The organism is Pseudomonas sp. NFX183, from assembly GCF_047943075.1.
GTDB lineage: Bacteria > Pseudomonadota > Gammaproteobacteria > Pseudomonadales > Pseudomonadaceae > Aquipseudomonas.
Genome location: NZ_CP181333.1, coordinates 3384885 through 3409433 on the forward strand (window position 1 = coordinate 3384885; position 24549 = coordinate 3409433).

General features: G+C 62.3%; 16 protein-coding genes. 8 read left to right on the forward strand and 8 right to left on the reverse strand.

The features are described from left to right. Positions 1–22: 22 nt before the first annotated feature. The 3 genes from ACM530_RS15755 to treR all read right to left on the reverse strand — a co-directional run bounded on the left by ACM530_RS15755 (position 23) and on the right by treR (position 3443). A complete protein-coding gene (locus ACM530_RS15755; protein ID WP_017139694.1) occupies positions 23–541 on the reverse strand; it encodes a toxin-activating lysine-acyltransferase in 519 nt (172 codons plus the stop codon). Positions 542–552: 11 nt separating this feature from the next. Beyond that, positions 553–2256: a ShlB/FhaC/HecB family hemolysin secretion/activation protein gene (locus ACM530_RS15760; RefSeq protein ID WP_416362645.1), complete on the reverse strand. Its 1704-nt coding sequence runs from the start codon at positions 2254–2256 to the stop codon at positions 553–555. Positions 2257–2738: 482 nt separating this feature from the next. Continuing rightward, positions 2739–3443, reverse strand: coding sequence for a trehalose operon repressor (gene treR, locus ACM530_RS15765; RefSeq protein WP_145164174.1), 705 nt, complete (start codon positions 3441–3443; stop codon positions 2739–2741). A 252-nt stretch (positions 3444–3695) separates the two neighbouring features. Here treR and treP point away from each other — a divergent pair, with 252 nt between their 5' ends. The 5 genes from treP (at position 3696) to ACM530_RS15790 (ending at position 11206) form a co-directional block, all read left to right on the forward strand. Next, the gene (gene treP / locus ACM530_RS15770) at positions 3696–5138 is read left to right on the forward strand and encodes a PTS system trehalose-specific EIIBC component (RefSeq protein ID WP_145164172.1); all 1443 of its coding nucleotides are present in this window, start codon (positions 3696–3698) and stop codon (positions 5136–5138) included. A 119-nt stretch (positions 5139–5257) separates the two neighbouring features. Next, complete coding sequence (gene treC / locus ACM530_RS15775; RefSeq protein ID WP_416362646.1) at positions 5258–6904, forward strand: alpha,alpha-phosphotrehalase; 1647 nt, start codon at positions 5258–5260, stop codon at positions 6902–6904. A gap of 133 nt (positions 6905–7037) precedes the next feature. Continuing rightward, positions 7038–8258, forward strand: coding sequence for a maltoporin (locus tag ACM530_RS15780; RefSeq protein WP_145164168.1), 1221 nt, complete (start codon positions 7038–7040; stop codon positions 8256–8258). A gap of 135 nt (positions 8259–8393) precedes the next feature. After that, positions 8394–10925: a phosphoenolpyruvate--protein phosphotransferase gene (gene ptsP / locus ACM530_RS15785; protein ID WP_242199897.1), complete on the forward strand. Its 2532-nt coding sequence runs from the start codon at positions 8394–8396 to the stop codon at positions 10923–10925. Positions 10926–10927: 2 nt separating this feature from the next. Next, positions 10928–11206: a PTS transporter subunit EIIB gene (locus tag ACM530_RS15790; RefSeq protein ID WP_242199899.1), complete on the forward strand. Its 279-nt coding sequence runs from the start codon at positions 10928–10930 to the stop codon at positions 11204–11206. A 134-nt stretch (positions 11207–11340) separates the two neighbouring features. On the opposite strand, the gene mltF is transcribed toward ACM530_RS15790, so the two are convergent. Next, complete coding sequence (mltF, locus tag ACM530_RS15795; RefSeq protein ID WP_145164162.1) at positions 11341–12801, reverse strand: membrane-bound lytic murein transglycosylase MltF; 1461 nt, start codon at positions 12799–12801, stop codon at positions 11341–11343. A gap of 287 nt (positions 12802–13088) precedes the next feature. Between mltF and purL the strand changes: the two genes are divergently transcribed. From purL to ACM530_RS15810, 3 genes are all read left to right on the forward strand, one after another. Then, positions 13089–16985: a phosphoribosylformylglycinamidine synthase gene (gene purL, locus ACM530_RS15800; protein ID WP_242199999.1), complete on the forward strand. Its 3897-nt coding sequence runs from the start codon at positions 13089–13091 to the stop codon at positions 16983–16985. Between the two features lie 4 nt (positions 16986–16989). Then, complete coding sequence (locus ACM530_RS15805) at positions 16990–17301, forward strand: NGG1p interacting factor NIF3 (RefSeq protein WP_416362647.1); 312 nt, start codon at positions 16990–16992, stop codon at positions 17299–17301. Between the two features lie 474 nt (positions 17302–17775). Beyond that, positions 17776–18039 carry a DUF6124 family protein gene (locus tag ACM530_RS15810; RefSeq protein ID WP_262209864.1) on the forward strand — a complete coding sequence of 88 codons (264 nt, stop codon included), beginning with the start codon at positions 17776–17778 and terminating at the stop codon, positions 18037–18039. 118 nt (positions 18040–18157) lie between these two features. On the opposite strand, the gene nagE is transcribed toward ACM530_RS15810, so the two are convergent. From nagE to nagA, 4 genes are read right to left on the reverse strand one after another with little or no spacing between them, the layout of a single operon-like run. Further along, on the reverse strand, positions 18158–19864 hold the full coding sequence (gene nagE, locus ACM530_RS15815) for an N-acetylglucosamine-specific PTS transporter subunit IIBC (RefSeq protein ID WP_145164158.1): 1707 nt from the start codon (positions 19862–19864) through the stop codon (positions 18158–18160). Positions 19865–19890: 26 nt separating this feature from the next. Further along, positions 19891–22401 (reverse strand): phosphoenolpyruvate--protein phosphotransferase, encoded by a 2511-nt coding sequence (gene ptsP, locus ACM530_RS15820; RefSeq protein WP_416362648.1) that lies wholly within the window; start codon positions 22399–22401, stop codon positions 19891–19893. A gap of 36 nt (positions 22402–22437) precedes the next feature. After that, on the reverse strand, positions 22438–23460 hold the full coding sequence (locus tag ACM530_RS15825; protein WP_262209858.1) for an SIS domain-containing protein: 1023 nt from the start codon (positions 23458–23460) through the stop codon (positions 22438–22440). Next, a complete protein-coding gene (gene nagA, locus ACM530_RS15830) occupies positions 23441–24547 on the reverse strand; it encodes an N-acetylglucosamine-6-phosphate deacetylase (protein ID WP_416362649.1) in 1107 nt (368 codons plus the stop codon). The genes ACM530_RS15825 and nagA overlap by 20 nt, the downstream gene beginning before the upstream one ends. Between the last annotated feature and the right edge of the window lie 2 nt (positions 24548–24549).

Consider the following 24549-nt stretch of genomic DNA (forward strand, 5'->3'; position numbering starts at 1 on the left):
GCCCGCGATACAAAAGTTGAAGTTACGGTGCCGTGGCGACCGGATGAGCGGCAAACCAGGCCCTGGCCTGCTCAGGGATCACACCGATGCCCTGGAATGTCTTGATTTGCAGGCCCCGCTCGTCGCCCCGGTGATACAGCGCGCGACCACATCGGTTGGCGAACAGATGGCGCTGGAGGATTCGGGTGAAGGTGGCCGTATGGCCAAACGGCGCGACCCAGTCGTTGAGCCAGAGGCGCTCGCCGCAATTCCAGTCCGCGTCGCTCAATGTCAGCGGTGATTGCTGCAAATAGCGCTGTTCCGCTGCCTCATCGACGTTAAGCCAGGAGAGGTAGCACACCGGCTTGCCGTGCTCGCTGCCCAGCACGAATTGGCGATGCTTGAGCGCCGGCAGCAGAAGTGTCGGTAAGCTGTGCAGTGGCGCATCCCGGTGAGCGCTGGAATGCATCCACAACCAAGTGACCGAGCCCAGCACCGCCGCCTCGTTCCAAGGCTCGTCGATCAGGCCGGGTGCCGTGATGTCCAGGGTTTCAAAACGCATGGCATTACCCCTCAGAACGACCAGATGACGGTAAAGTCGCTGGTCACGTTGGCGGTCTTGAAGCCATCTGGCTTCTTGAGCGGCGTGCCTACCGACCAGTCATAAGACAGGCCTTTGTAACCACCACGCACACCCACTACAGCCCCCGCCAGTCGTTTACCAATCAGGTACTTACTGGCCTGGCCGCTGACTTCGCCGTAGTCGACACCGGTGTAAAGCTCCTGGCCGGTTTGCCCCAGCGCCAGGCCGACTTCGTTGCGCAGTGTCCAACCGCGATCAGCAGACAGAATGTTTTCTCCGTCAAACCCGCGCACGCTGTAACGTCCGCCAATCGAGAAGCGGTCCTGCGGCACCAACGGTGTCCTGTTCCATTGCGACCGCCAACTGCCGATATAGCGCAGGCGCTGGTCGCTTATGGCGAATGGCACTTGCAGTTGGGCGTCGGCGGTGATGATCTGCGAGCGTGATGTGCCGGCACCAGAGGCTTCTTCGGGGGCCCGCAGCGAGTCATGTGCGCCGGTGCCGCGACGGTAGGCGACGCCGAGGTCCAGAATAGAGGTGCCGATAAATTCCCGGTGATCCAGGCCGAGCTGCCAGCCCGCCATGCGCCGATCCTGGTTGCCGATCTCGGTGTCGTCGATGAAGTTTTCAGAAGATCGTGTCCACAGGCCACCCCACGCCGTGGTTTTGCGCACGGCATCGCGGTAAAGCAGCCGAGACAGGCGCAGATCGTTGGTACGGCTTTCGCCTCGATACTGGTACGTCTGGGTGGCGCCGGCGACCGACTGCTCGTAGTTGTACTCGCTGGTGGTGAACGCCAGTTGCCAGTAACCCATCGGCAGCGAGTAGTGGAGCGTATTGCCTTTGGAGCCGTGTCGACCGGACTCGCCGCCGCCCAGGTCGTGGTTGAAGCTGGCGTAGAACAAGTCGTTGAGCGACAGCAGGTTGTCCAGCGACAGCGACACATTGCCCTGATACTTGCCTGTGGATTTGCTGCCCGAGTTGTCGAAGGAAAGGCTCACGCGGGCCGGAAACTGCTGTCTCCATTTGATCACCACATCGCTTTCGCCGGGCTTGGCATCAGCCGCCAGGGTGGGGGTGATTTGAATGTCGGCGTCGGCAGTGGGCACGCGCTTGAAGTTTTCCAGCGCCTGTTCGATATCGCGCAGGTTAAGCAGGTCGCCGGGGTTGGCAGGCATCGCATTCCACAGGGTGGCGCGACGGCTGGTGCCTTCGGCAAAACGGATTTCGCGGATGCGCCCCGGCACGATTGTCAGCACCAGAATCCCGCTGTTGAGGTCCTGAGCTTCGGCAAGCACGCGGGTGGTGACAAAGCCCGCCTGGATGATCGCATTCTGCATGCGCTTCATCGTCATGTTGATACCCGCGCCACCCAGACAGCGCCCCACGGCGGGGTCGTCCTCGGGGTTGGCGGCCTTCAGCGCCCATTGAAACTTCTCGGATGCGTCGCCAATCAGGCGAATGTCTTTAATGGCGAAGCAGGGCGCTTCTTTCGCCGGAAGACGAGAGCCGCCTTCGTCGAGCGTCGGTGCCTGGAGACGTACATCGGGCCGCGATTCCAATTGATCACGCAGCGCGCGTTCACGCTCCTGCTGACGCAGTAATTCCTCTTCAGGCCCGGCAGCCTGAGCGGTGGCGGTCGTAAAGAGTGTCCACACTGCCAGCGCCGTCAGCGCGAGGTGTCTTGCATTCATCGACGACAAGCGCGCCAGCCTCATGACATATCGGGAGGGGGCTGGCTTGTGCAGTGGGCAGCGTGAGTCCGCGGGCATTTCACATCCTTGTGATCAGAATCAGAGGCGCAATAAGTGCACAGCCTGGAACGGCGGTGGCACTGAATCGAAATAAAATAAGGTCGACGTTTCCACACTTAGAAAAAGAAATTTCCCAGGTGGCTTTGGATAGCTCAGATAGTGGCATGCGCCATAAGTTTCATGGTGGGTAAGCGGTTTGATACAAAGATCAGGAAATGTGACGCCTTCCACATGGCCTGCGGATGTTGAGCCACACGGGTCAGGGAGGTGTGCTCGGCGTCGACGTCCACACGAACTCATCCACAACCCCGGCACCTGCTGAACCGGATGGCCCGCCATGAAGGCGTGTCAGACCGAACCTGCGCGGCAGATGCCCTGCCATCGCGGGCCACCGCGCTCCCACACCGCTTTTGCGTGAGGCCTCAGCGCCGCGCAATGTCAGAAAAGTAAAACTTATCCAGCGTATGCCGCGACTCGGTGTACTCGAACTGGCGGCCATCCTGCAAAAACGTCTGGTTGCTCACCACGATCACATGGCTCTGACCTTCGAGGTCCAGATGGGTCTGATCGTCCTTGCTGCGCGGCAGGGCTTCGATGGTGCGTTGCGCGTAGCTGATCTGCAGCTGCAGCGTCTGCTCGATAAACGCGTAGATCGACTGTTCGGCGATGTCGCGGTCCAGGCCGGGGATCAGTTCGGCGACGAAGTGGTTGATGTCGAGGATCACCCGTTTGCCGCCGATGCGCCGTACCCGTTTGATGCGCGTGATCAGGGTGCCGGGTTCGGCTTCGATGTGTTGCAGCAGTGAACCTTCCAACGGGATCTGGCTGAACTCGACGACTTCGGTGCGTACGTCATCGCCCAGGTCAGCGTGGGTTTCGTGGAAGCTGACGATGCCGCCCAGTTGAAACTCGATCGGGTTGGGCGACAGCACGAACGTGCCCTTGCCGTGAATTTTTTGCGCGAAACCGCGCTCCTGCAGCTGCTCGATTGCGCGACGCACGGTGCCACGGCTGGCCTGGTAGGCGTCCATCAGTTCGGTTTCGGAGGGAAGGCGCGTGCCGCGTTGCAGGCGTTCGGTGGTGATGTTGGCAAGCAGATCCGTATAGATCTGGTTGTATTTGCTCATGGGGATGGCTCTATGCCCGACTTGATGAGGGTGAACTGCGCGTTCAAGGCAGGAACCTTAGTGGCAGAGGTGGGCTTTGTCCATTGGCCACCTGTGGAATAGAGGAAAAGTCTGACTCCACGTTCAGAAAATTAAACTATTTGTAACTCGTACAGACGAGTTGTTGCTTTAACTCGTCTGTACGAGTACTTTTGCCCTCGGCGTGCTGCCAATGACTGCCCCCAAATAAAAAAATCAAAGTGGAAACCAAGCATGAGCCACGACTATTCGACTATTGCCCGCGAGATTCTCGAGCACCTCGGGGGCAGCGACAACCTTGAGCAGGCTGCCCACTGCGTGACCCGCCTGCGCCTGGCGCTCAAGGACCCGAGTCTGGTCAACAGCGGCGCGTTGAACCAGGTCGATCTGGTCAAGGGGTCGTTCTTCACTGGCGGCCTGTTCCAGGTGGTGATCGGCCCCGGCGAAGTGGAAAAGGTCTACGCCGCGCTGCGCGAGCAGACCGGCCTTGCCGCCGCCACCATTGCCGACGTGAAGAAGAAGGGTGCCGACAAGACCAACGCCATGCAGCGCCTGGTGCGCGTATTTTCTGATGTGTTCATGCCGATCCTGCCCGCGTTGATCATCGCCGGCCTGCTGATGGGCGTTAACAACCTGATGGGCGCCAAAGGCATGTTCATCGAGGGCAAGACGCTGCTTGCGGCGTATCCGAACCTGGATGGCCTGTGGAGCCTGATCAACCTGATGGCCAACACCTCGTTCGTGTTCCTGCCGGCGCTGGTGGGCTGGTCGGCGGCCAAGCGGTTTGGCGGCAGTGAAATCCTCGGCATCGTGCTCGGCCTGATGCTGGTGCACCCGGACCTGCTCAATGCCTGGAACTACGGCAAGGCAGTCGCCGGCCTCGACGGCCAGAGCCTGCCGTACTTCGATATTTTCGGTTGGTTCAAGATCGAAAAAGTCGGTTATCAGGGGCAGATCCTGCCGATCCTCATGGCCGCCTATGTGATGAGCGTCATCGAGAAATGGCTGCGTGCGCGAGTGCCCAATGCCATCCAGTTGCTGGTGGTGCCGATCACCACGATTGTCGTCACCGGCGTACTGGCCCTGGCGATCATCGGCCCGGTGACCCGTCACCTCGGCATCCTGATCACCGAAGGCGTGGTCACCCTGTTTGACCTGGCGCCGATGGTCGGCGGGGCGATTTTCGGCCTGCTGTACGCGCCGCTGGTGATCACCGGCATGCACCACATGTTCCTCGCCGTGGACCTGCAACTGATCTCCACCCAGGGCGGCACTTTTATCTGGCCGATGATCGTCATGTCCAACCTGGCCCAGGGCAGCGCCGCGCTCGCCGTGTTCTATACGACACGCAATGCGCGGGACAAGAGCATGGCCTCGACCTCGGCGATTTCCGCTTACTTCGGTATCACTGAGCCGGCGATGTTTGGCGTGAACCTGCGCTTCAAGTTTCCGTTCTACGCCGCCTTGCTCGGCTCGGCACTGGGCAGCATTTTCCTGTCGCTGAACAAGGTGCAGGCCTCGGCCATTGGTGTCGGTGGTTTGCCGGCGTTTATCTCAATCCTGCCGCAGTACATCCCGGTTTTTGTCATCGGGATGGTCATCGCGATTGTCGTGCCATTTGTACTGACCTGTGCGTTGAGCATGAAGATCGTGCGGCCTGGCTACCGGGTCGCCTGATCGACGGTTCGACAAGCCAATTCCCACATTGGTGGGTGAACACATTCAAGTGTGGGAGCCGGGCTTGCCCGCGATGAGGCCGGCAAGGCCAGCACACAACTCTATTGAAGGAATCCACCATGCAAAACTGGCAGCACTCGGTGATCTACCAGATCTACCCAAAAAGCTTCCACAGCCACGCGGGTAACGCCACCGGTGACCTGCTGGGCATCGTGGACAAGCTCGATTACCTGCAATGGCTGGGCGTGGATTGCCTGTGGATCACCCCATTCCTGCGCTCGCCGCAGCGCGACAACGGCTATGACATCAGCGACTACTACGCCATCGACCCAAGCTACGGGACCATGGCCGATTGCGACCTGCTGATCAGCGAAGCGGCCAAGCGCGGCATCACGCTGATGCTCGACATTGTGGTCAACCACACCTCCATCGAACACGAGTGGTTCCAGCAGGCGCGCAGCAGCCTCGACAACCCGTACCGCGACTTCTATATCTGGCGCGACCAGCCAAACAACTGGGAATCCAAGTTCGGCGGCTCCGCCTGGGAATACGAAGCGCAAACCGGCCAGTACTTCCTGCACCTGTTCGATCACACCCAGGCCGACCTGAATTGGGACAACCCCAAGGTGCGCGCCGAAGTGTTCAAGTTGATGCGCTTCTGGCGCGACAAAGGCGTGGGCGGTTTCCGCCTGGACGTGATCAACCTGATCTCCAAGCCCGCCGATTTCCCAGAAGACAACACTGATGGCCGGCGCTTCTACACCGACGGCCCGAATGTGCACCACTACCTGCAGGAAATGCACCGCGAAGTCTTCGAAGGGCATGACCTGATCAACGTCGGCGAGATGTCATCCACCAGCCTGGAACACTGCATTCGCTACTCCAATCCTGAGTCGAAAGAGCTGTCGATGACCTTCAACTTTCATCACTTGAAGGTCGATTACCCGAACCTGCAAAAGTGGGTGAAGGCCGACTTCGATTTCCTGCAGCTCAAGCAGATTTTCTCTGACTGGCAACTGGGCATGCAGGCCGGTGGTGGCTGGAATGCGCTGTTCTGGTGTAACCACGACCAGCCGCGGGTGGTCTCGCGTTTTGGTGACGACGGCGAGCACCGCGTGGTCTCGGCCAAGATGCTCGCCACGGCGCTGCACTTCCTTCAGGGCACGCCGTATGTGTACCAGGGCGAAGAGTTGGGCATGACCAATCCTGGCTTCAACAAGATCGAGCAGTACCGCGATGTCGAGACCCTGAACATCTTCCGGCTCAAGCGCGATGCCGGTGAGTCCGAGGGCGCAAGCATGGCGGCGATCATGCAGAAGTCGCGCGACAACGGCCGCACGCCGATGCAGTGGAGCACTCAAGCCAACGCCGGTTTCAGCAGCGGTGAACCCTGGATCGGTATTCCAGCCAACGCGGCGCAGATCAACGTCGAAAGCCAACGGGATGACCCGGATTCGGTGCTGCATCACTACCGTGCGCTGATTGCGTTGCGTCGGCATGAGCCGCTGATTCAGGCGGGGGTTTATCGCCAACTGCTGCAAGACCACCTCCAGGTCTGGGCCTACCTGCGCGAAGGCCATGGCGAGCGCTTGCTGGTGGTGAACAACTTCTATGGCAAACCCTGCGAAATCCAGCTGCCGCAAGGCGTGATTAACGCCTCAAGCGAGCAACGCCTGCTGATCAGCAACTACCCCGATTGCCCGTTGCGTACGGCCACGGTGGTGTTGCGCCCCTATGAATCATTCGTGCTGCACCTGACCGACTGAAACACCGCGAGCCACCCGTAGGAGCCCACTTGCCGGCGATAGTGCCCTGAGCGCGCCATTGCCAGCGAGCCGGCCTCTGCACGCCGCGCGTAAGACAAAAAGTAAGAAAAAAATAAAAATAAAGGAGTGCTTCATGAAAACAACAATAAAGCTGGGCCTCATTGCGTCATGCCTTACCGCACCTTTTGCCGCGCAGGCCCTGGAATTTGCCGGTTACTTGCGCAGCGGCGCGGGCACTTCAACGGGCAGTGGCAAGCAGCAGTGCTTCCAGTTGCCGGGGGCGCAAACGAAGTACCGTTTGGGTAACGAATGCGAGCAATACGCCGAACTGGAATTGCGCCAGGACCTGCTAACCCTCGACGACGGCTCGGTGCTCAGCGTCGATGCCATGGCGTCGCTGTACAACAAATACGACCGTGCCCTGAAGTTCCAGGGCGAAGACAACGGCTCGGCGCGCATGCCGCAGATGTATGCGCAGTGGTCCAATTTGCCCAGCCTCAATGGCGGCTCGGTGTGGGCGGGCCGGCGTTACTACAAACGTAACGACATCCATATCTCCGACTTCTACTACTGGAACCAGAGCGCCACCGGCGGCGGCGTCGAGGACGTGCTGATCGGCGACCTCAAATACAGCTACGCCATTTCCCGCAAGGACAACCTGTACCAGAAGGAATACGCCACCCGTCACGACTTCAACGTGGCGGGGTTCAAGACCAACCCCGGCGGTGAACTGGAGTTCGGCTTGAGCTACATCGAAAAAGCCGGTGGTCGTGACGCCAACAGCGGTTGGGCGATCACGGCGCAGCACGTGCAAAAACCTTTCCTGGGCGGCAAAAACAAGTTTGCCTTGCAGTACGGCGAAGGCCCCGGCACGGGCCTGGGCTACACCGGCAACACGGCTTTGGATAACAGCAGTAAAAGCTACCGCGCCGTGGAGTTTTTCGACTGGCAGGTGACCCCGCGTTTTGGCGGGCAGGTCGAGGCGGTGTATCAAAAAGATATTCGCCCTGGCAGCCAGGACCAAACCTGGATGTCCATCGGCGTGCGCCCGGCGTATGCCATCAGCGAGCAGTTCAAACTGGTCACCGAACTTGGGCATGATCAGGTCGACGCCACCGGTGGCACGCGCAAGCTGAGCAAATTCACCTTCGCCCCGACCTGGTCGCCCAACGGCCCGGATTTCTGGGCGCGGCCGGAAGTGCGTTTGTACTACACCTATGCAACCTGGAACGAAGCGGCCAAGCGCGCGGCGAATGAATTGGCGGCGGGCTCGGCGTTGTCCGACACCGGCGCCTACGGCACAGCGCGGCATGGCTCGAATGTGGGTGTGCAGGTCGAATACTGGTGGAAATAACGCGGACCAAATGTGGGAGCGGGCTTGCCCGCGAAAGCGGTATATCAGGCAACACATCTATTGAATGAACCACCGCATTCGCGAGCAAGCCCGCTCCCACACGGATTTTTACAGAACAAAACAGCAGGTGAAGTCATGACCACAACTCAACCCCTGGAACTGCTGGCGCCGCTGTCGGGTGTGCTGCTGGCGCTGGATCAGGTGCCCGACCCGGTGTTCGCCAGTCGCATGATCGGCGACGGCCTGTGCATCGATCCCACCTCGCAGACCCTTTGCGCACCGCTGGCCGGGGTGATCAGCAGTCTCCAGGACAGTGGCCATGCGGTCAGCGTTACCGACGACAACGGCGTTCAGGTGCTGATGCATATCGGGCTGGACACGGTGAACCTGGCAGGCCAGGGTTTCACGCGGCTGGTGCAGGAAGGCCAGCGAGTGGAAGCTGGGCAACCGCTGATTGAATTCGATGCCGATTACGTGGCGCTCACTGCGCGCAGTTTGTTGACCTTGATGCTGGTGGTCAGCGGCGAGCCGTTCACGCTGTTGGCGCCGGACGGCAATTGGGTGGATGTGGGCCAGCCGCTGCTGCGAGTATCACCCGGCGAGGCCACTGCAGCCGTCGTGGAGGAGGAGGGTGATGCGCTGTTCTCCAAGCCGCTGAGCTTGCCCAACGCCAATGGCCTGCACGCCCGACCTGCGGCGGTGTTTGCCCAGGCGGCCAAGGGTTTTGACGCGAGCATTTACTTACACAAGCAAACCCAAAGCGCCAACGCAAAATCCCTGGTGGCGATCATGGCGCTGCAAACCGCGCAGGGCGACACCTTGCAGGTCAGTGCGGCGGGTAACGATGCCGACGCGGCGATCAAGGCATTGGTCGCGCTGTTGGCCGAGGGCTGTGGCGAAACGGTCGCGGCACCGACGCAGGTGGTTGAGGCGGTCGCGCCCGTGTCGTCGGCCGCGTTGCTGCGCGGCGTGTGTGCGTCACCGGGTTCGGCGTTTGGCCAAGTTGTGCAGGTGGCCGAACCGGAGCTGAACATCACTGAAAATGGCATCGGCGAAACCGCCGAGCGCGACGCGTTGACGCGTGGCCTGCTGGCGGCAACCGAGGCGTTGCAAACCCTGCAAACCAAGGCGGCCGGCAGCGCCCAGGCCGAGATTTTCAGGGCCCATCAGGAGTTGCTCGAAGACCCGACCTTGCTGGAGCAAGCCCACGGCCTGCTGGCCGAAGGCAAAAGCGCCGCCTTTGCCTGGAACAGCGCCACCGTTGCCACCGCCAAGCTGTTCCAGGGCTTGGGCAATGCGCTGCTCGCCGAGCGCGCGGCGGATTTGGCCGATGTCGGCCAGCGCGTGCTGAAGCTGATTCTCGGTATTCAGGACCGCGCATGGGACTTGCCCGAGCAGGCCATCCTGATTGCCGAGCAACTGACGCCGTCGCAAACCGCCAGCCTGGATACCCGCAAGGTGCTGGGGTTTGTCACTGTCGGCGGCGGCGCGACCAGTCATGTGGCGATCCTCGCCCGTGCGCTCGGCCTGCCGGCGATTTGCGGTGTGCCGGGGCACGTGTTGGCACTGGCCAATGGCAAACAAGTCCTGCTCGACGCCGACAAAGGCGAGCTGCACCTGGAGCCAGACCTGGCTGAAATCGAAAAACTGCAGGCGGCCCGTGATCAGCAAGTGCAACGCCGTCAGCGTGAGGTGGCGCAGGCGGCCTTGCCGGCCACGACCCGCGACGGCCATCACGTTGAGGTCACGGCCAACGTCGCTTCATTGCAGGAAGTGGAGCAATCCCTGGCCCTGGGCGGTGAAGGCGTCGGCCTGCTGCGTTCGGAATTCCTCTACCTGGACCGCAACCGCGCACCCAGCCCCGAGGAGCAAGCGGGCACCTACAGCGCCATCGCCCGCGCCTTGGGCACTGAGCGCAATTTGGTGGTGCGCACTCTGGACGTGGGCGGCGACAAGCCGTTGGCCTATGTGCCGATGGAAAGCGAGACCAACCCGTTTTTGGGCTTGCGCGGTATCCGCCTGTGCCTGGAGCGCCCGGAGCTCCTGCGCGAACAGTTTCGCGCGATCCTTGCCAGCGCCGGGTTGACGCGGCTGCACATCATGTTGCCGATGGTCAGCCTGCTGTCGGAGCTGCACCTGGCGCGCAAGATTCTTGAAGAGGAAGCGCTGGCGCTGGGGCTTGAAGCGTTGCCGAAGCTGGGCATCATGATCGAGGTGCCGTCTGCGGCGCTGATGGCCGATGTCTTTGCCCCGCATGTGGACTTTTTCTCCATCGGCACCAATGACCTCACTCAATACACCTTGGCCATGGACCGTGATCACCCACGGCTGGCCAGCCAGGCTGACAGCTTTCACCCCGCGGTGTTGCGCCTGATCGCCACCACCGTCAAGGCCGCGCATGCCCATGGCAAGTGGGTGGGCGTGTGTGGCGCATTGGCCTCCGAAGCGTTGGCTGTACCCATGTTGATCGGGCTTGGCGTGGATGAGTTGTCGGTCAGCGTGCCGCTGATCCCAACCATCAAGGCCACCGTGCGCGAGCTGGACCTGGCCGATTGCCAGATCATTGCCCGCCAGGTGCTGGGCCTGGAAGAAGCCGCGCATGTGCGCGAGGCCCTGCGCCAGTACCACGCGGCTACCGTTGAAACCTCACCTGTCGTGGAGCACTGAGCATGTTCGAGAAATTGCAGCGGGCGTTCTGGAAAGCCCTGACCCCGGATTTGATTGCCGAGACGGTCGCGGCGCCGACGCCGGGTCTGTTGTCGGCCAGCGTGCTGAGTGCATTGGGTGGCGCGGATAACCTCAAGTCGCAGCAACGCGTGGCGCTGACGCGGGTGCGTGTGCAACTGCAGGATGCGGCGCGGTTGGATGAGCCGGCGTTAAGGGCGGCGGGTGTGCCGGGGGTGATGGTGTTGGGCGGCGGCGTCGTGCATTTGCTCACCGGTCTTTAAGGCGACCACTCTCTAATGTGGAAGCGGGCTTGCCCGCGATCGCGGTGTGTCAGGTAACGAATAGGTTGACTGGCCGGCCGCCATCGCGGGCAAGCCCGGCTCCCACAGGGTTTTGTGGTGTTTGGGAAAGTGGCTTACAGCTGCGGGTTATCTTCGGGCGGCTTGGTCTTGTCCACGCCCGGCACGTGCAAGTTGCCGTCGACCACCTGGTTGCCTTCCAGCTGCGGCTGGGTCACCCAGGTGAGGATGTCGTAGTAACGCCGGATGTTCGCCACAAAATGCACCGGCTCACCGCCGCGCGCATAGCCATAGCGGGTTTTGCTGTACCACTGCTTCTGCGCCAGGCGCGGCAGCATCTTCTTCACGTCCAGCCACTTGTTGGGGTTCAGGCCGTCCTTCTTCGCCAGCGTACGCGCGTCTTCCAGATGGCCGGTGCCGACGTTGTAGGCGGCGAGGGCGAACCAGGTGCGATCCGGCTCGGCGATGCTGTCGTCCAGCTCATCCTTGATCTTGGCCAGGTATTTGGCGCCGCCCATGATGCTTTGCTTGGCGTCCAGGCGGTTGGACACGCCCATCGCCTGGGCGGTGTTCTGGGTCAGCATCATCAGGCCACGCACGCCGGTCTTGGAGGTGACGGCCGGTTGCCACAGTGATTCCTGATAGCCGATGGCCGCCAGTAGGCGCCAGTCGACTTTTTCTTCCTTGGCGTAAGTCCGAAAATGCTTCTCGTATTTGGGCAGGCGTTGCTGCAAGTGCTGGGCAAAGGTGTAGGCGCCGACGTAACCGAGCACATCGACGTGCCCGTAATAGCGGTCTTTAAGACGCTGCAGGGTGCCGTTCTTTTCCACCTTGTCCAGGTAGCTGTTGATCTCGTTGAGCAGACTGTTGTCATCGCCTGCCGCCACGGCCCAGCTTTGGTGGCTGGCATTGCCGAGGTCGAAGGCCACGCGCACGTTGGGGAAGTACACCTGGTTCATCGCGACTTCGTTGGAGTCCACCAGGGTCAGGTCGATTTGCCCCTCGTCCACCATGCGCAGCAGGTCGACCACCTCAACGGCGTCGGATTCTTCATATTCAATCGCAGGGTTCTGCTTTTTCAGCTCGGCCAATTGCTCGGCGTGGGTGCTGCCCTTGAGCACCATGATCTTCTTGCCCACCAGGTCGGCTGCGGTGGTGGGGCGCGACTGGCCGTTGCGGTAGATGATCTGCGGCGTCACTTCCAGGTAAGGGTGCGAGAAGCGCACCTGCTGCTCGCGCTGTTCGCTGCTGACCAGACCGGCGGCGGCCAGAACCGGGCCGTTGGGTTTGCCCAACTGGCCGAACAGGTCATCAAGGTTGTCGGCGGTCTCGATTTCCAGCTTCACGCCCAGGTCGTCGGCAAACCGCTTGACCAGTTCGTATTCGAAACCGGTTTCACCGTTGCGGTCCTGGAAATAAGTGGCCGGGCTGTTTCGGGTGATCACCCGCAATACGCCATCCTCCTTGATTCGCTCGAGCGTGCTGGGTTTATCAACACAGGCGCTGAGCATCAGGAAGAGTCCGGTTGCGATCAGCCATTTGGCGCATCGCGGGCGCAAAGCAGTAGGGAAGAACATCTGCGCAGTATACGCAAACGACCCTCAGCGCCATATCTCGACAGCAGCGCACTTGTCTGCTAGCGCCCGCAGAACCGGGCTGCAGCCCGCAGAAACGCGGGTTGGCGAGGGTTTGTGACGGTTAAAATAACTGCGCGCCCAGCCCCGGAAAATGCCCCGATACTGTGCAAACCGTGCCAACTGACGTTCGGCAGCGGCCAGCCGTGCCGTTTCGGGTGCCGTTGGCGATGGTTTACGCTAGAATGCACGGCCTCAAAGCACACCCCCTTCCCGAGGCTGTCCCGAAGATGTTGATCCTGCGCGGCGCTCCTGCCCTTTCTGCCTTTCGCCACAGCAAACTCCTTGAGCAACTGAGCCAGAAGGTTCCAGCGGTTACAGGCTTGTATGCTGAATTTGCTCACTTCGCCGACGTTACCGGCGTGTTGACCGCCGACGAACAGCAAGTGCTGGCGCGCCTTCTGAAGTACGGCCCAAGCGTTCCCGTTCAAGAGCCTGACGGCCGCTTGTTCCTGGTTCTGCCGCGGTTCGGCACCATCTCGCCCTGGTCGAGCAAGGCCAGTGATATCGCCCGCAACTGTGGCCTGGAAAAAATCCAGCGCCTGGAGCGCGGTATCGCTTTCTATGTTGCCGGCCAGTTCAGCGACGCCGAAGCCGAGCTGATCGCCAGCAGCCTGCACGACCGCATGACCCAGATCATCGTCAGCCAGCTGGAACACGCTGGCGGCCTGTTCAGCCACGCCGAACCCAAGCCGCTGACTGCGATTGACGTGCTTGGCGGTGGCCGCGCCGCCCTCGAGAAGGCCAACATCGAATTGGGCCTGGCCCTGGCCGAAGACGAGATCGACTACCTGGTCAATGCCTTCAACGGCTTGAAGCGCAACCCGCACGACATCGAGCTGATGATGTTTGCGCAGGCCAACTCCGAGCATTGCCGTCACAAGATCTTCAACGCCAGTTGGGACATCGACGGCGAAAGCCAGGAAAAAAGCCTGTTCGGCATGATCAAGAACACCTACGTGATGCACAGCGAAGGCGTTCTGTCGGCTTATAAGGACAACGCCTCGGTGATCGTCGGCTCGGTTGCCGGTCGTTTCTTCCCGGACCCTGAAACCCGTCAGTACGGCGCGGTGCAGGAGCCGGTGCACATCCTGATGAAGGTTGAGACCCACAACCACCCGACCGCAATTGCCCCGTTCCCGGGCGCAGCCACCGGTTCCGGCGGTGAGATCCGTGACGAAGGCGCCACCGGCCGTGGCGCCAAGCCAAAGGCGGGCCTGACCGGTTTCACCGTGTCCAACCTGCAGATCCCAGGCTTCGAACAGCCGTGGGAAGTGCCGTACGGCAAGCCTGAGCGCATCGTGACCGCGCTGGACATCATGATCGAAGGCCCACTGGGCGGCGCCGCGTTCAACAACGAATTCGGGCGTCCGGCGCTGACCGGTTACTTCCGTACGTTCGAGCAGTCCATCACCACCCCGCGTGGCGATGAAGTGCGCGGCTACCACAAGCCAATCATGTTGGCTGGCGGCATGGGCAACATCCGTGAAGAACACGTCAAGAAAGGCGAGATTCTGGTCGGCTCCAAGCTGATCGTCCTCGGCGGCCCGGCCATGTTGATCGGCCTGGGCGGCGGCGCTGCTTCCTCCATGGCCACCGGCACCAGCTCGGCAGACCTGGATTTTGCTTCCGTACAGCGCGAAAACCCAGAGATGGAACGCCGCTGCCAGGAAGTCATCGACCGTTGCTGGCAGTTGGGTGACAAGAACCCGATCAGCTTCATCCACGACGTCGGCGCCGGCGGTTTGTCCAACGCCTTCCCGGAACTGGTCAACGATGGTGAGCGCGGCGGTCGTTTCGAACTGCGCAACATTCCAAACGACGAGCCGGGCATGGCCCCGCACGAAATCTGGAGTAACGAATCCCAGGAACGCTACGTATTGGCCGTCGGCCCTGAAGACTTCGCGCGCTTCCAGGCCATCTGCGAACGCGAGCGTTGCCCGTTTGCCGTGGTTGGCGAAGCCACTGCCGAGCCGCAACTGACGGTCACCGACAGCCATTTCGGCAACAGCCCGGTCGACATGCCACTCGAAGTGCTGCTGGGCAAAGCCCCGCGCATGCACCGTTCGGCCGTGCGTGAAACCGAGTTGGGCGATGACTTCGACCCAAGCAGTCTCGACCTGACCGACAGCATCGAACGCGTGCTGCACCACCCGGCCGTGGCGAGCAAAAGCTTCCTGATCACCATCGGCGACCGCACCATCACCGGTCTTGTGGCCCGTGACCAAATGGTCGGCCCATGGCAAGTGCCGGTGGCCGACGTTGCCGTCACCGCCACCAGCTTCGACGTGTACACTGGTGAAGCCATGGCCATGGGCGAGCGTACGCCGCTGGCCCTGCTGGACGCCCCGGCGTCGGGCCGCATGGCCATTGGTGAAACCCTCACCAACATCGCCGCCTCCCGCATCGGCAAGCTGTCCGACATCAAACTGTCGGCCAACTGGATGTCCGCTGCCGGTCACCCCGGTGAAGACGCGCGCCTGTACGACACCGTCAAGGCTGTCGGCATGGAGCTGTGCCCGGAGCTGGGCATCACCATTCCGGTGGGCAAGGACTCGATGTCCATGGCCACCCGTTGGAACGAAGACGGCACCGACAAGAGCGTCACTTCGCCGCTGTCGCTGATCGTTACCGGTTTTGCACCGGTCACCGACATCCGTCAGACCCTGACCCCGCAACTGCGCATGGACAAGGGCACCACCGATCTGATCCTGATCGACCTGGGCCGTGGCCAGAACCGCATGGGCGCCTCGATCCTCGCGCAAACCCACGGCAAGCTCGGCAAGCACGCGCCGGACGTGGATGACGCCGAAGACCTGAAAGCCTTCTTCGCCGTGATCCAGGGCCTGAACGCCGACGGCCACCTGCTGGCTTACCACGACCGTTCCGACGGCGGCTTGCTGACCAGCGTTGTAGAAATGGCCTTCGCCGGTCACTGCGGCCTGAACATCGTGCTCGACAGCGTTGCCGAGGCCGCCTGCGAAATCAACGGCATCCTGTTCAACGAAGAGTTGGGCGCCGTGATCCAGGTTCGCCAGGACGCCACCCCGGACGTGCTCGCACAATTCAGCGCCGCCGGCCTGGACGACTGCGTGGCAGTGATCGGTCAGCCGATCAACAACGGTGAAGTCAATATCTCCTTCAATGGCGACACCGTGTTTGCCGGCCAGCGTCGTCTGCTGCAACGCCAGTGGGCCGAGACCAGCTACCAGATCCAACGCCTGCGTGATAACGCCGACTGCGCCGAGCAGGAATTCGACGTGATCCTGGAAGAAGAAAACCCGGGCCTGAGCACCAAGCTCAGCTTCGACGTCAACCAGGACATCGCCGCGCCTTACATCAAAAAAGGCATCCGCCCACAAGTTGCGGTACTGCGTGAGCAGGGCGTCAACGGCCAGGTGGAAATGGCGGCCGCGTTCGACCGCGCCGGCTTTAATGCGATCGACGTGCACATGAGCGACATCCTCGCCGGTCGCGTTGACCTCAACGCGTTCAAAGGCCTCGTCGCCTGCGGCGGTTTCTCCTACGGTGACGTGCTGGGTGCCGGTGAAGGCTGGGCCAAGTCGGCGCTGTTCAACAGCCGTGCGCGTGATGCGTTCCAGGGCTTCTTCGAGCGCAACGACAGTTTCACCCTGGGTGTGTGCAACGGTTGCCAGATGATGTCCAACCTCAGCGAACTGATCCCGGGCAGCGAGTTCTGGCCGCACTTTGTGCGTAACCGTTCCGAGCAGTTCGAAGCCCGTGTCGCCATGGTGCAGGTGCAGGAATCCAACTCGATCTTCCTGCAAGGCATGGCCGGTTCGCGCATGCCAATCGCCATCGCCCACGGTGAAGGCCATGCCGAGTTCGAAAGCGAAGAAGCCCTGCTCGAAGCCGACCTGTCCGGTTGCGTGGCGATGCGTTTTGTCGACAACCACGGCAAGGTCACCGAAAGCTACCCGGCCAACCCGAACGGCTCGCCGCGCGGGATCACCGGCCTTACCAGCCGCGACGGCCGCGTGACCATCATGATGCCGCACCCGGAGCGTGTGTTCCGCGCCGTGCAGAACTCGTGGCGCCCGGAAGAGTGGAACGAAGACGGCGCCTGGATGCGCATGTTCCGCAACGCCCGCGTGTGGGTGAACTAAGGCGGTGTACAAGCTCAGCTTCTTTGTGCCCGCAAGCCACGTGGAGACGGTAAAAACCGCCGTCTTCGCAGCCGGCGGCGGGCGCATCGGCGACTACGACAGCTGCGCCTGGCAAGTGCTGGGCCAGGGCCAATTCCGCGCATTGGACGGCAGCCAGCCGTTTATTGGGCAGGTGGGCCAGGTTGAAGTGGTCGAAGAATGGAAGGTTGAGCTGGTGGTGGCGGATGCGTTGATCGTGGCCGTTGTGGCCGCGCTCAAGCTGAGCCATCCGTATGAGACACCGGCGTATGAGGTGTGGCAGTTGGCGGATTTTTGATTCGCAGATGGCAGAAACAAGAAACCCGCTGGGCCAGTTTGGTCAGCGGGTTTTTTGTTGGCTGTGATGGCCTCTTCGCGAGCAAGCCCGCTCCCACATTTGACCGCATTGCCACGTCGGGCACCGATCAAACTGTGGGAGCGGGCTTGCTCGCGAAGGCGTCGGGACAGGCACCTCAGACCTTTCCCACATGCCTTTCAGGTTGTCCCTCGGAACTGGCCTCACTAATCTTCTCGGGTCGCTGCCAATGTGGCGACCGGGACTGCAAGCCCGCCGAAACCTCACCAGTTACTCCTAAGCGCCTTTATAATTGCGGCGTTTTTTCATGGTCGTCATTTATGGCGGCTGTGTGCGGGAGACCTTCGGGTCTACCGAGGTGCTGGTGGGACTCGGTCTTGCAGGCCCGCGCACAGCTGCCACCCATCAACTGCAAGTGATGTTGGTAGTTCCTAAACTCTCACTAGGAAATACACCATGATCAAAGACAGTCCAAATCCTCCATCTGATTCTCAGCCCACCGACCAAATCTTCACCATACTCCCCAACCTGAACAGCGAAACCCTCCTCGCCAATGCCTCCCAAGACCTGGCATCCGTGCAGGCGTTGGCGGGCAATCTGGCGTTTGACATCGACGGCCCGCAGCGTGATGCGGTGCTGGGAATTCATCGGATGCTGGAGGGTATCCAGTTGATGGTGGATCGGGTGTTGGATTTAGCTGAGGTGCCTGAACCGAAGTAATCGGACGCCTGTCGGGCCCAATCGCGGGCAAGCCCGCTCCCACATTTTTGAGCTGTGAATACAGTCAAATGTGGGAGCCGGGCTTGCCCGCGATGAGGCCAGAACAGCCGCTACAGCGCTAGACCCTGGCGCCGACCTCACGGCCACTGACCAACCGCTCCAGCGCCTCACTCAACCCCGAGGCCTTGTCACCAATCAACAAGTGCCAAACACCGCTGTCCAGCTGGCTCACGCCCTGGCAACCGAGCGCAGTCAGATCAGCCTCGGACAACACCGAATCATCCCCCAGCTCCACCCGCAACCGGGTCATCGCCACAGCGTCGAGCTGGCGTACATTTTCACGGCCACCCAAGGCCTTCAGCCATTTCTCGGCCTCCTGCACATTCACCGCAACCGGCTTATCCACAGGTGCAGCCGCCACCGGCGCACTGGCAACAAACGACGGCATGGCCAAGCGAATCTCGTCAGCAATGCTGTCGGCCATGGGCCCGACCACCACCTGCAAGCTCCCGCCATTGCCTGGGCGAACCACGGCCATGGCGCCGAGTGCTTTCAAGTCCGCGTCCACTGCTTTGTTGCGATCCACCATGTCCAGACGCAGGCGAGTAGTGCACGCGCCGACACTCAGCAAATTGGCCGCACCGCCCAGCGCACGGATGTAGGCGCCGGCCCGTTGGTTATCACTCATCGCCTCGGCCTGCACCACCTGGATGTCTTCACGCCCAGGCGTTTTCAGGTTGAAGCGGCGGATGCAGTAGTTGAACACGCTGTAGTAGATCACCGCGTACGCCAACCCCACCGGGATCACTCGCCAGCCGTTGGTGGACTTGCCCCAGCCCAGCACCATGTCGATAAAGCCACCGGAGAAGGTAAAACCGAGGTGGATATTCAACAGGTCAGTGACAGCCATCGACAGGCCGGTCAGCACGGCGTGGATCAAGTACAGGAACGGCGCAAGGAACATGAACGCGAACTCAATCGGCTCCGTCACGCCGGTCAAAAACGAGGTCAGCGCCATCGACAGGAAGATCCCGCCCATCACCTTGCGGCGTTCCGGCAGGGCGTTGCGGTACATCGCCAGGCAGGCGGCGGGCAGGCCGAACAGCATCACCGGGAACATGCCGGTCATGAACTGGCCACCTTTGGGGTCGCCGGCGAAGTAGCGGGTCAGGTCGCCGGTGACGACGGCGCCGGTGGTCGGGTCGGTGAAGGTGCCGAACACGAACCACGCCATGTTGTTGAGGATATGGTGCAGGCCGGTGACGATCAGCAGGCGGTTGAACACGCCGAACACGAAGGCGCCAAAGCTGCCGCTTTCCATCAGCAGCACACCGAAGCTGTTGATACCGTGCTGGATCGGCGGCCAGATCAAACCAAAGATCACGCCCAGGGCCACCGCCGAAAACCCGGTGACAATCGGTACAAAGCGTCGCCCGCCAAAGAACGCCAGGTACTCCGGCAACTTGATGTCCTTGAAGCGGTTATACAACCCGCCCGCCATCAAGCCGCTGGCGATACCGGCGAGCATGCCCATGTTGATGGTGGTGTCCATCACCTTGAGCGTGGAGACCATTACCAGATAACCAATCGCCCCGGCCAGGCCCGCCGTGCCGTTATTGTCGCGGGCAAACCCCACGGCAATACCGATGGCGAAGATCAGCGCAAGGTTGGCGAAGATCGCCTGCCCGGCGTCGTGCATCACGGCGATGTTGAGCAGGTCGGTGTCGCCCAGGCGCAGCAAGAGGCCGGCGATCGGCAGGATCGCGATCGGCAGCATCAGCGCGCGGCCCAGGCGTTGTAAGCCTTCGATAAAATGTTGGTACATGGCGTGTCTCCTTGTTCTTGTTGTTGTCAGCTCAGCGGCCAGTGGTGTTGGCAGGCTTGGCGAACCGCTTTGGCGCTGCTCAGGTCGAGCAGGCCAAGGCTCAGTTGCCGGCATTGAGCCGCGTCCAGGTGACGGACGCGGTCCTTGATTTCTCCGATCTGTGGCGGGCTCACCGACAGCTCGCTGACGCCCAGGCCGACCAGTACTGGCGTGGCCAACGGATCGGACGCGAGGGCGCCGCAAACGCCGACCCAACGCCCATGCTTGGCCGCGCCCGCGCAGGTTTGCGCGATCAGCCGTAGCAGCGCCGGGTGCAAGGCATCGACCCGCGCGGCGAGGCCGGCGTGGTCGCGGTCCATGGCCAGGGTGTATTGGGACAGGTCATTGGTGCCGATGGAGAGGAAGTCGGCATGTTTGGCCAGCTGTTCGGCCATCAGCGCGGCGGCGGGCACTTCGATCATCACGCCCAGCTCCGGGCGCTGCGTCAGCCCCAGCTCGGCACATAACTCATCCAGGCGCTGGCGGATCTGCAGCAGTTCATCCACTTCGCTGACCATCGGCAGCAGAATGCGGCACCGTGCCAGGGGGCTGACTTGCAGCAGCGCGCGCAGTTGCTGGTCGAGCAGTTCGGGCCGCACCTGGGCCATGCGGATACCGCGCAGGCCCAACACCGGGTTGGCCTCCACGGGCAGCGGCAGGTAGTCGAGCTGCTTGTCGCCGCCCACGTCGATGGTGCGAATGATCACCGACTTGTCGCCCATGGCATCCAGCACGGCCTGGTAGGCCTGGCGCTGCTCTTGTTCATCCGGCGCGGTGCGCCGATCGACGAAGAGGAATTCGGTGCGCAGCAGGCCGACGCCATCGGCGCCGTTTTCAAACGCCACGTGGGCCTCGGCGCTGGAGGCGACGTTGGCGGCCACTTCAATGCTGATGCCGTCGCGGGTGTGCGCCGGTTGCTGCGCTTGGGCCTGTTGTTGCGCACGGCGCAGTTTTTGCGCGTCGCGAATCTGGTGCACTTCGGCGTGACGCGCTTCGCTGGGCGCAAGTTCCAGGCGCCCGTTGACCGCGTCGAGCACCACGCGTTGGCCTTGGGGCACATCAAGCACTTCTGCGCCCAGCGCCACCACGCAGGGCAGGCCTTTGCCGCGAGCCAAAATGGCCACGTGGGACGTGGCGCCGCCTTCGGCCATGCAGATGCCGGCGGCCTGTTGCGCGCTCAGTTGCAGCAGGTCGGAGGGCGTCAGCTCATGGGCGCTGACAATCGCCCCGGCAGGCAATTCGAAATGCCAGGTTTCGCCCAGCAGTGCGCGCAGCACGCGTTGCTGCAGGTCGCGCAGATCGTTGGAGCGCTCGGCGAACAGCGGTTTGCCCAACGCCAGCAACACCGCGCATTGCGCCTGGATTGCATCGCGCCAGGCGTGGGTGGCGGCGCTGCCGTGTTCGATGGCAGCGGTGGCCGCGTCCAACAGGGCCGGGTCTTCCAGCAGGGCGAGGTGGGCGGCGAAGATCTCTTCTTCTTCGACGTTTTTGCGTTGGCGGGCATGGTCCAGGGTTGTGCGGATCTCGCCGCGCACTTGCTCAAGGGCCGTGTCCAAACGCTGCAGTTGTTCATCGGCCGAGTGATTGCCGGTGTCGGCCGGCAGTTCGATAGCGCTGAGACGGAACAGCGGCCCGCAGACCAGGCCGGGTGCCGCGCACACGCCTTGCAACACACCGGCTTCGGTGTTCGCCTTGCGTGGGGCGACCGCCACGGGCGCGTGATGTTCTTCGCTGACCGCCGCGGACAGCGCCGCCACCAACGCCTGCAACGCCGCCTCGCAATCCTTGCCGCGGCAAGTGACGCGCACTTCGTCGCCTTCACCAATTCCCAGCCCCATCAAGCCAATCAGGCTGTCGCACGGCGCGGATTTGCCCGCGAAGTGCAACTGCGCCTGGCTGCTGAAACCCTGGGCGGTTTTGCGGATCAATGCGGCGGGGCGAGCATGCAAACCGCCACGGTGTGTGATGCGCACGCAGGCGCGGACTTCGGTGACCGAGTTATCCACAACCGCCGGCTGGGTGGTCGCTGAGCGCGTGACGATGTGCAGCAACGGCTCACCGACCTTGGTGATTTTTCCTGCTACCGGCCGCAGCTCAAAACGCTCGCCATTGGTCAGAATAATCAGACTGACCAGGCTTTTGCACTGGCGCGCAATGCGGTCCAGATCAAACTGCACCAGCGCCTGGCCCTTGCTCACCCGTGCGCCTTCCTTGACCAGCAGCGCAAACCCTTCGCCATTGAGTTCCACGGTGTCGATGCCCACATGCATCAGCACCTCGGCGCCGTTCTCGGCACGAATCGTCAGGGCATGCCCGGTGCGCGCGACATGGATGATCACCCCGTCACAGGGTGCATGCAGGCAATCGTTCAGCGGGTCGATGGCGATACCGTCACCCATGGCACCGCTGGCGAACACTTCGTCGGGCACCTCGCCCAGGGCGAGCACCGGGCCACTGAGTGGGGCGCTGAGGGTCAATTCATTATTGTTGTTGGACATGGGCACGGTACTCATCAGGAAAACACGACAATCGACTCAGTGAGTGCGGGTAACTTTGCTCAGGTGACGCGGCTGGTCGGGGTCCATGCCCCGGGCTTGCGCCAGGCCGGCGGCCATTACGTAGAAGCTTTGAATCGCCAGGATCGGGTCCAGGCTTGGGTGTTCGGCGCGGCTCAGGGTCAGGTCGCGCTCGGCGATATCGTCTGGCGCGGCCAGCAGCACGCGCGCGCCGCGCTGGCGCATGTCGGCGGCCAGGCTCAGCAGCCCGGCCTGTTCGGCGCCACGTGGGGCGAATATCAGCAGCGGGTAGTTTTCGTCGATCAAGGCCATCGGTCCGTGGCGGACTTCGGCGCTGCTGAAGGCTTCGGCCTGGATCGCCGAGGTTTCCTTGAGCTTGAGCGCGGCTTCCTGGGCGATGGCAAAACCGGCGCCACGGCCGATCACCATCAATTGCTGGCAGCCACGCAGGGCCTCGATAGCGGCGCTCCAATCCTGTTTGGCCGCTGCACGCAGTTCATCGGGCAGCGTGCGGCAGGCCTGCAGCAAGTCGTCTTCCTGGCTCCAGTGGCCAATCAACTGCGCGCTGGCGCTGAGGGTGGCGATGAAGCTTTTGGTCGCGGCCACGCTGAGTTCCGGCCCGGCGCACAGCGGCAGGTGGAATTCGCAGGCGGCTTCCAGTGGTGAGTCTTCGGCGTTGACCAGCGAAATACTCAACGCACCGCGTTTGCGCAGCAGGCGCAGGCTGTTGACCAGGTCCGGGCTTTGCCCCGACTGCGAGAAACCGAATGCCACCTGACCGCTGACTTTCAATGGCGCCTGCAACAGGGTCACCACTGACATCGGCAACGACGCCACCGGAATGCCCACGTGCTGCATGGCCAGGTAGGCAAAGTAGCTGGCGGCGTGGTCCGAACTGCCACGGGCAATGGTCATCGCCACTTGCGGCGGCTGGCGGCGCAGGCGACCGGCGACTTCTTCCAGCAGCGGGTCCAGGCGTTGCAGTTGCGCGGCCACGGCGTCACAGGAGGCCAGGGCCTCTTCAAGCATTTTTGAAGTCAATGGTTTCTCCTTCGACCATTACGTCGGTGAGGTGCAGGGAACGGTCCAGGCGCACGCAGTCGGCGAAGCTGCCGAGTTGCAGGCGGCCGCGTTCTTCCAGGCCCAGGTAATCCGCAGGAAATTGCGACAGGCGTTGTGAGGCTTCGCTGATCGGCAGGCCGATTTTCACCAGGTTGCGCAGCGCCTGGTCCATGGTCAGCGTGCTGCCGGCCAGCGTTCCATCCGCCAGGCGCACGCCGCCCAGGCATTTGGTCACGGTGTGGCTGCCCAGCTTGTATTCGCCGTCGGGCATGCCAGCGGCGGCGGTGGAATCGGTGACGCAGTACAGGCACGGGATCGAACGCAGGGCCACGCGTATGGCGCCGGGATGCACGTGCAGCAGGTCGGGGATCAGTTCCGCGTATTGGGCGTGGGCCAGAGCGGCGCCGACGATGCCCGGCTCGCGGTGATGCAGCGGGCTCATGGCGTTGTACAAATGCGTGAAGCTGGTGGCGCCGGCGGCGAGGGCGGCGACGCCTTCTTCATAACTGCCCAATGTGTGGCCGATCTGCATGCGCACGCCGCGTTGGCTGAGGGCGCGGATCAGGCCGTCATGCCCGGCAATTTCCGGGGCGATGGTGATCACCCGGATCGGCGCCAGGCGCAGGTAGGCTTCCACTTCGGCCATCAGCGCGGTGTGGGCGAAGTTGGGTTGGGCGCCGAGTTTGCCCGGATTGATGTAGGGGCCTTCCAGGTGCACACCGAGTACGCGGGCGCTGCCGCTCGGGCGCTGCTCGCAAAAGGTGCCGAGCTCGCCGAGCACACGGGAGATCTCGTTCACCGGCGCCGTCATGGTGGTGGCCAGCAGCGACGTCGTGCCAAAACGCACGTGGGTGCGGGTGATGGTCTCGAAGGCGTCGACGCCTTCCATGATGTCTTTGCCGCCACCGCCATGCACATGCAGGTCGATGAAACCCGGCAGCAGGTAGGGCAGGTCGTTGTCAGCCGGGTCGCAGGGCGTGCCTTGGACGGCGACCACTTTGCCGTGTTCGTGCACCAGGCGGCCGCGAATCCAGCCGCTGGGCGTGAGGATGTTGTCTTCGGACATGG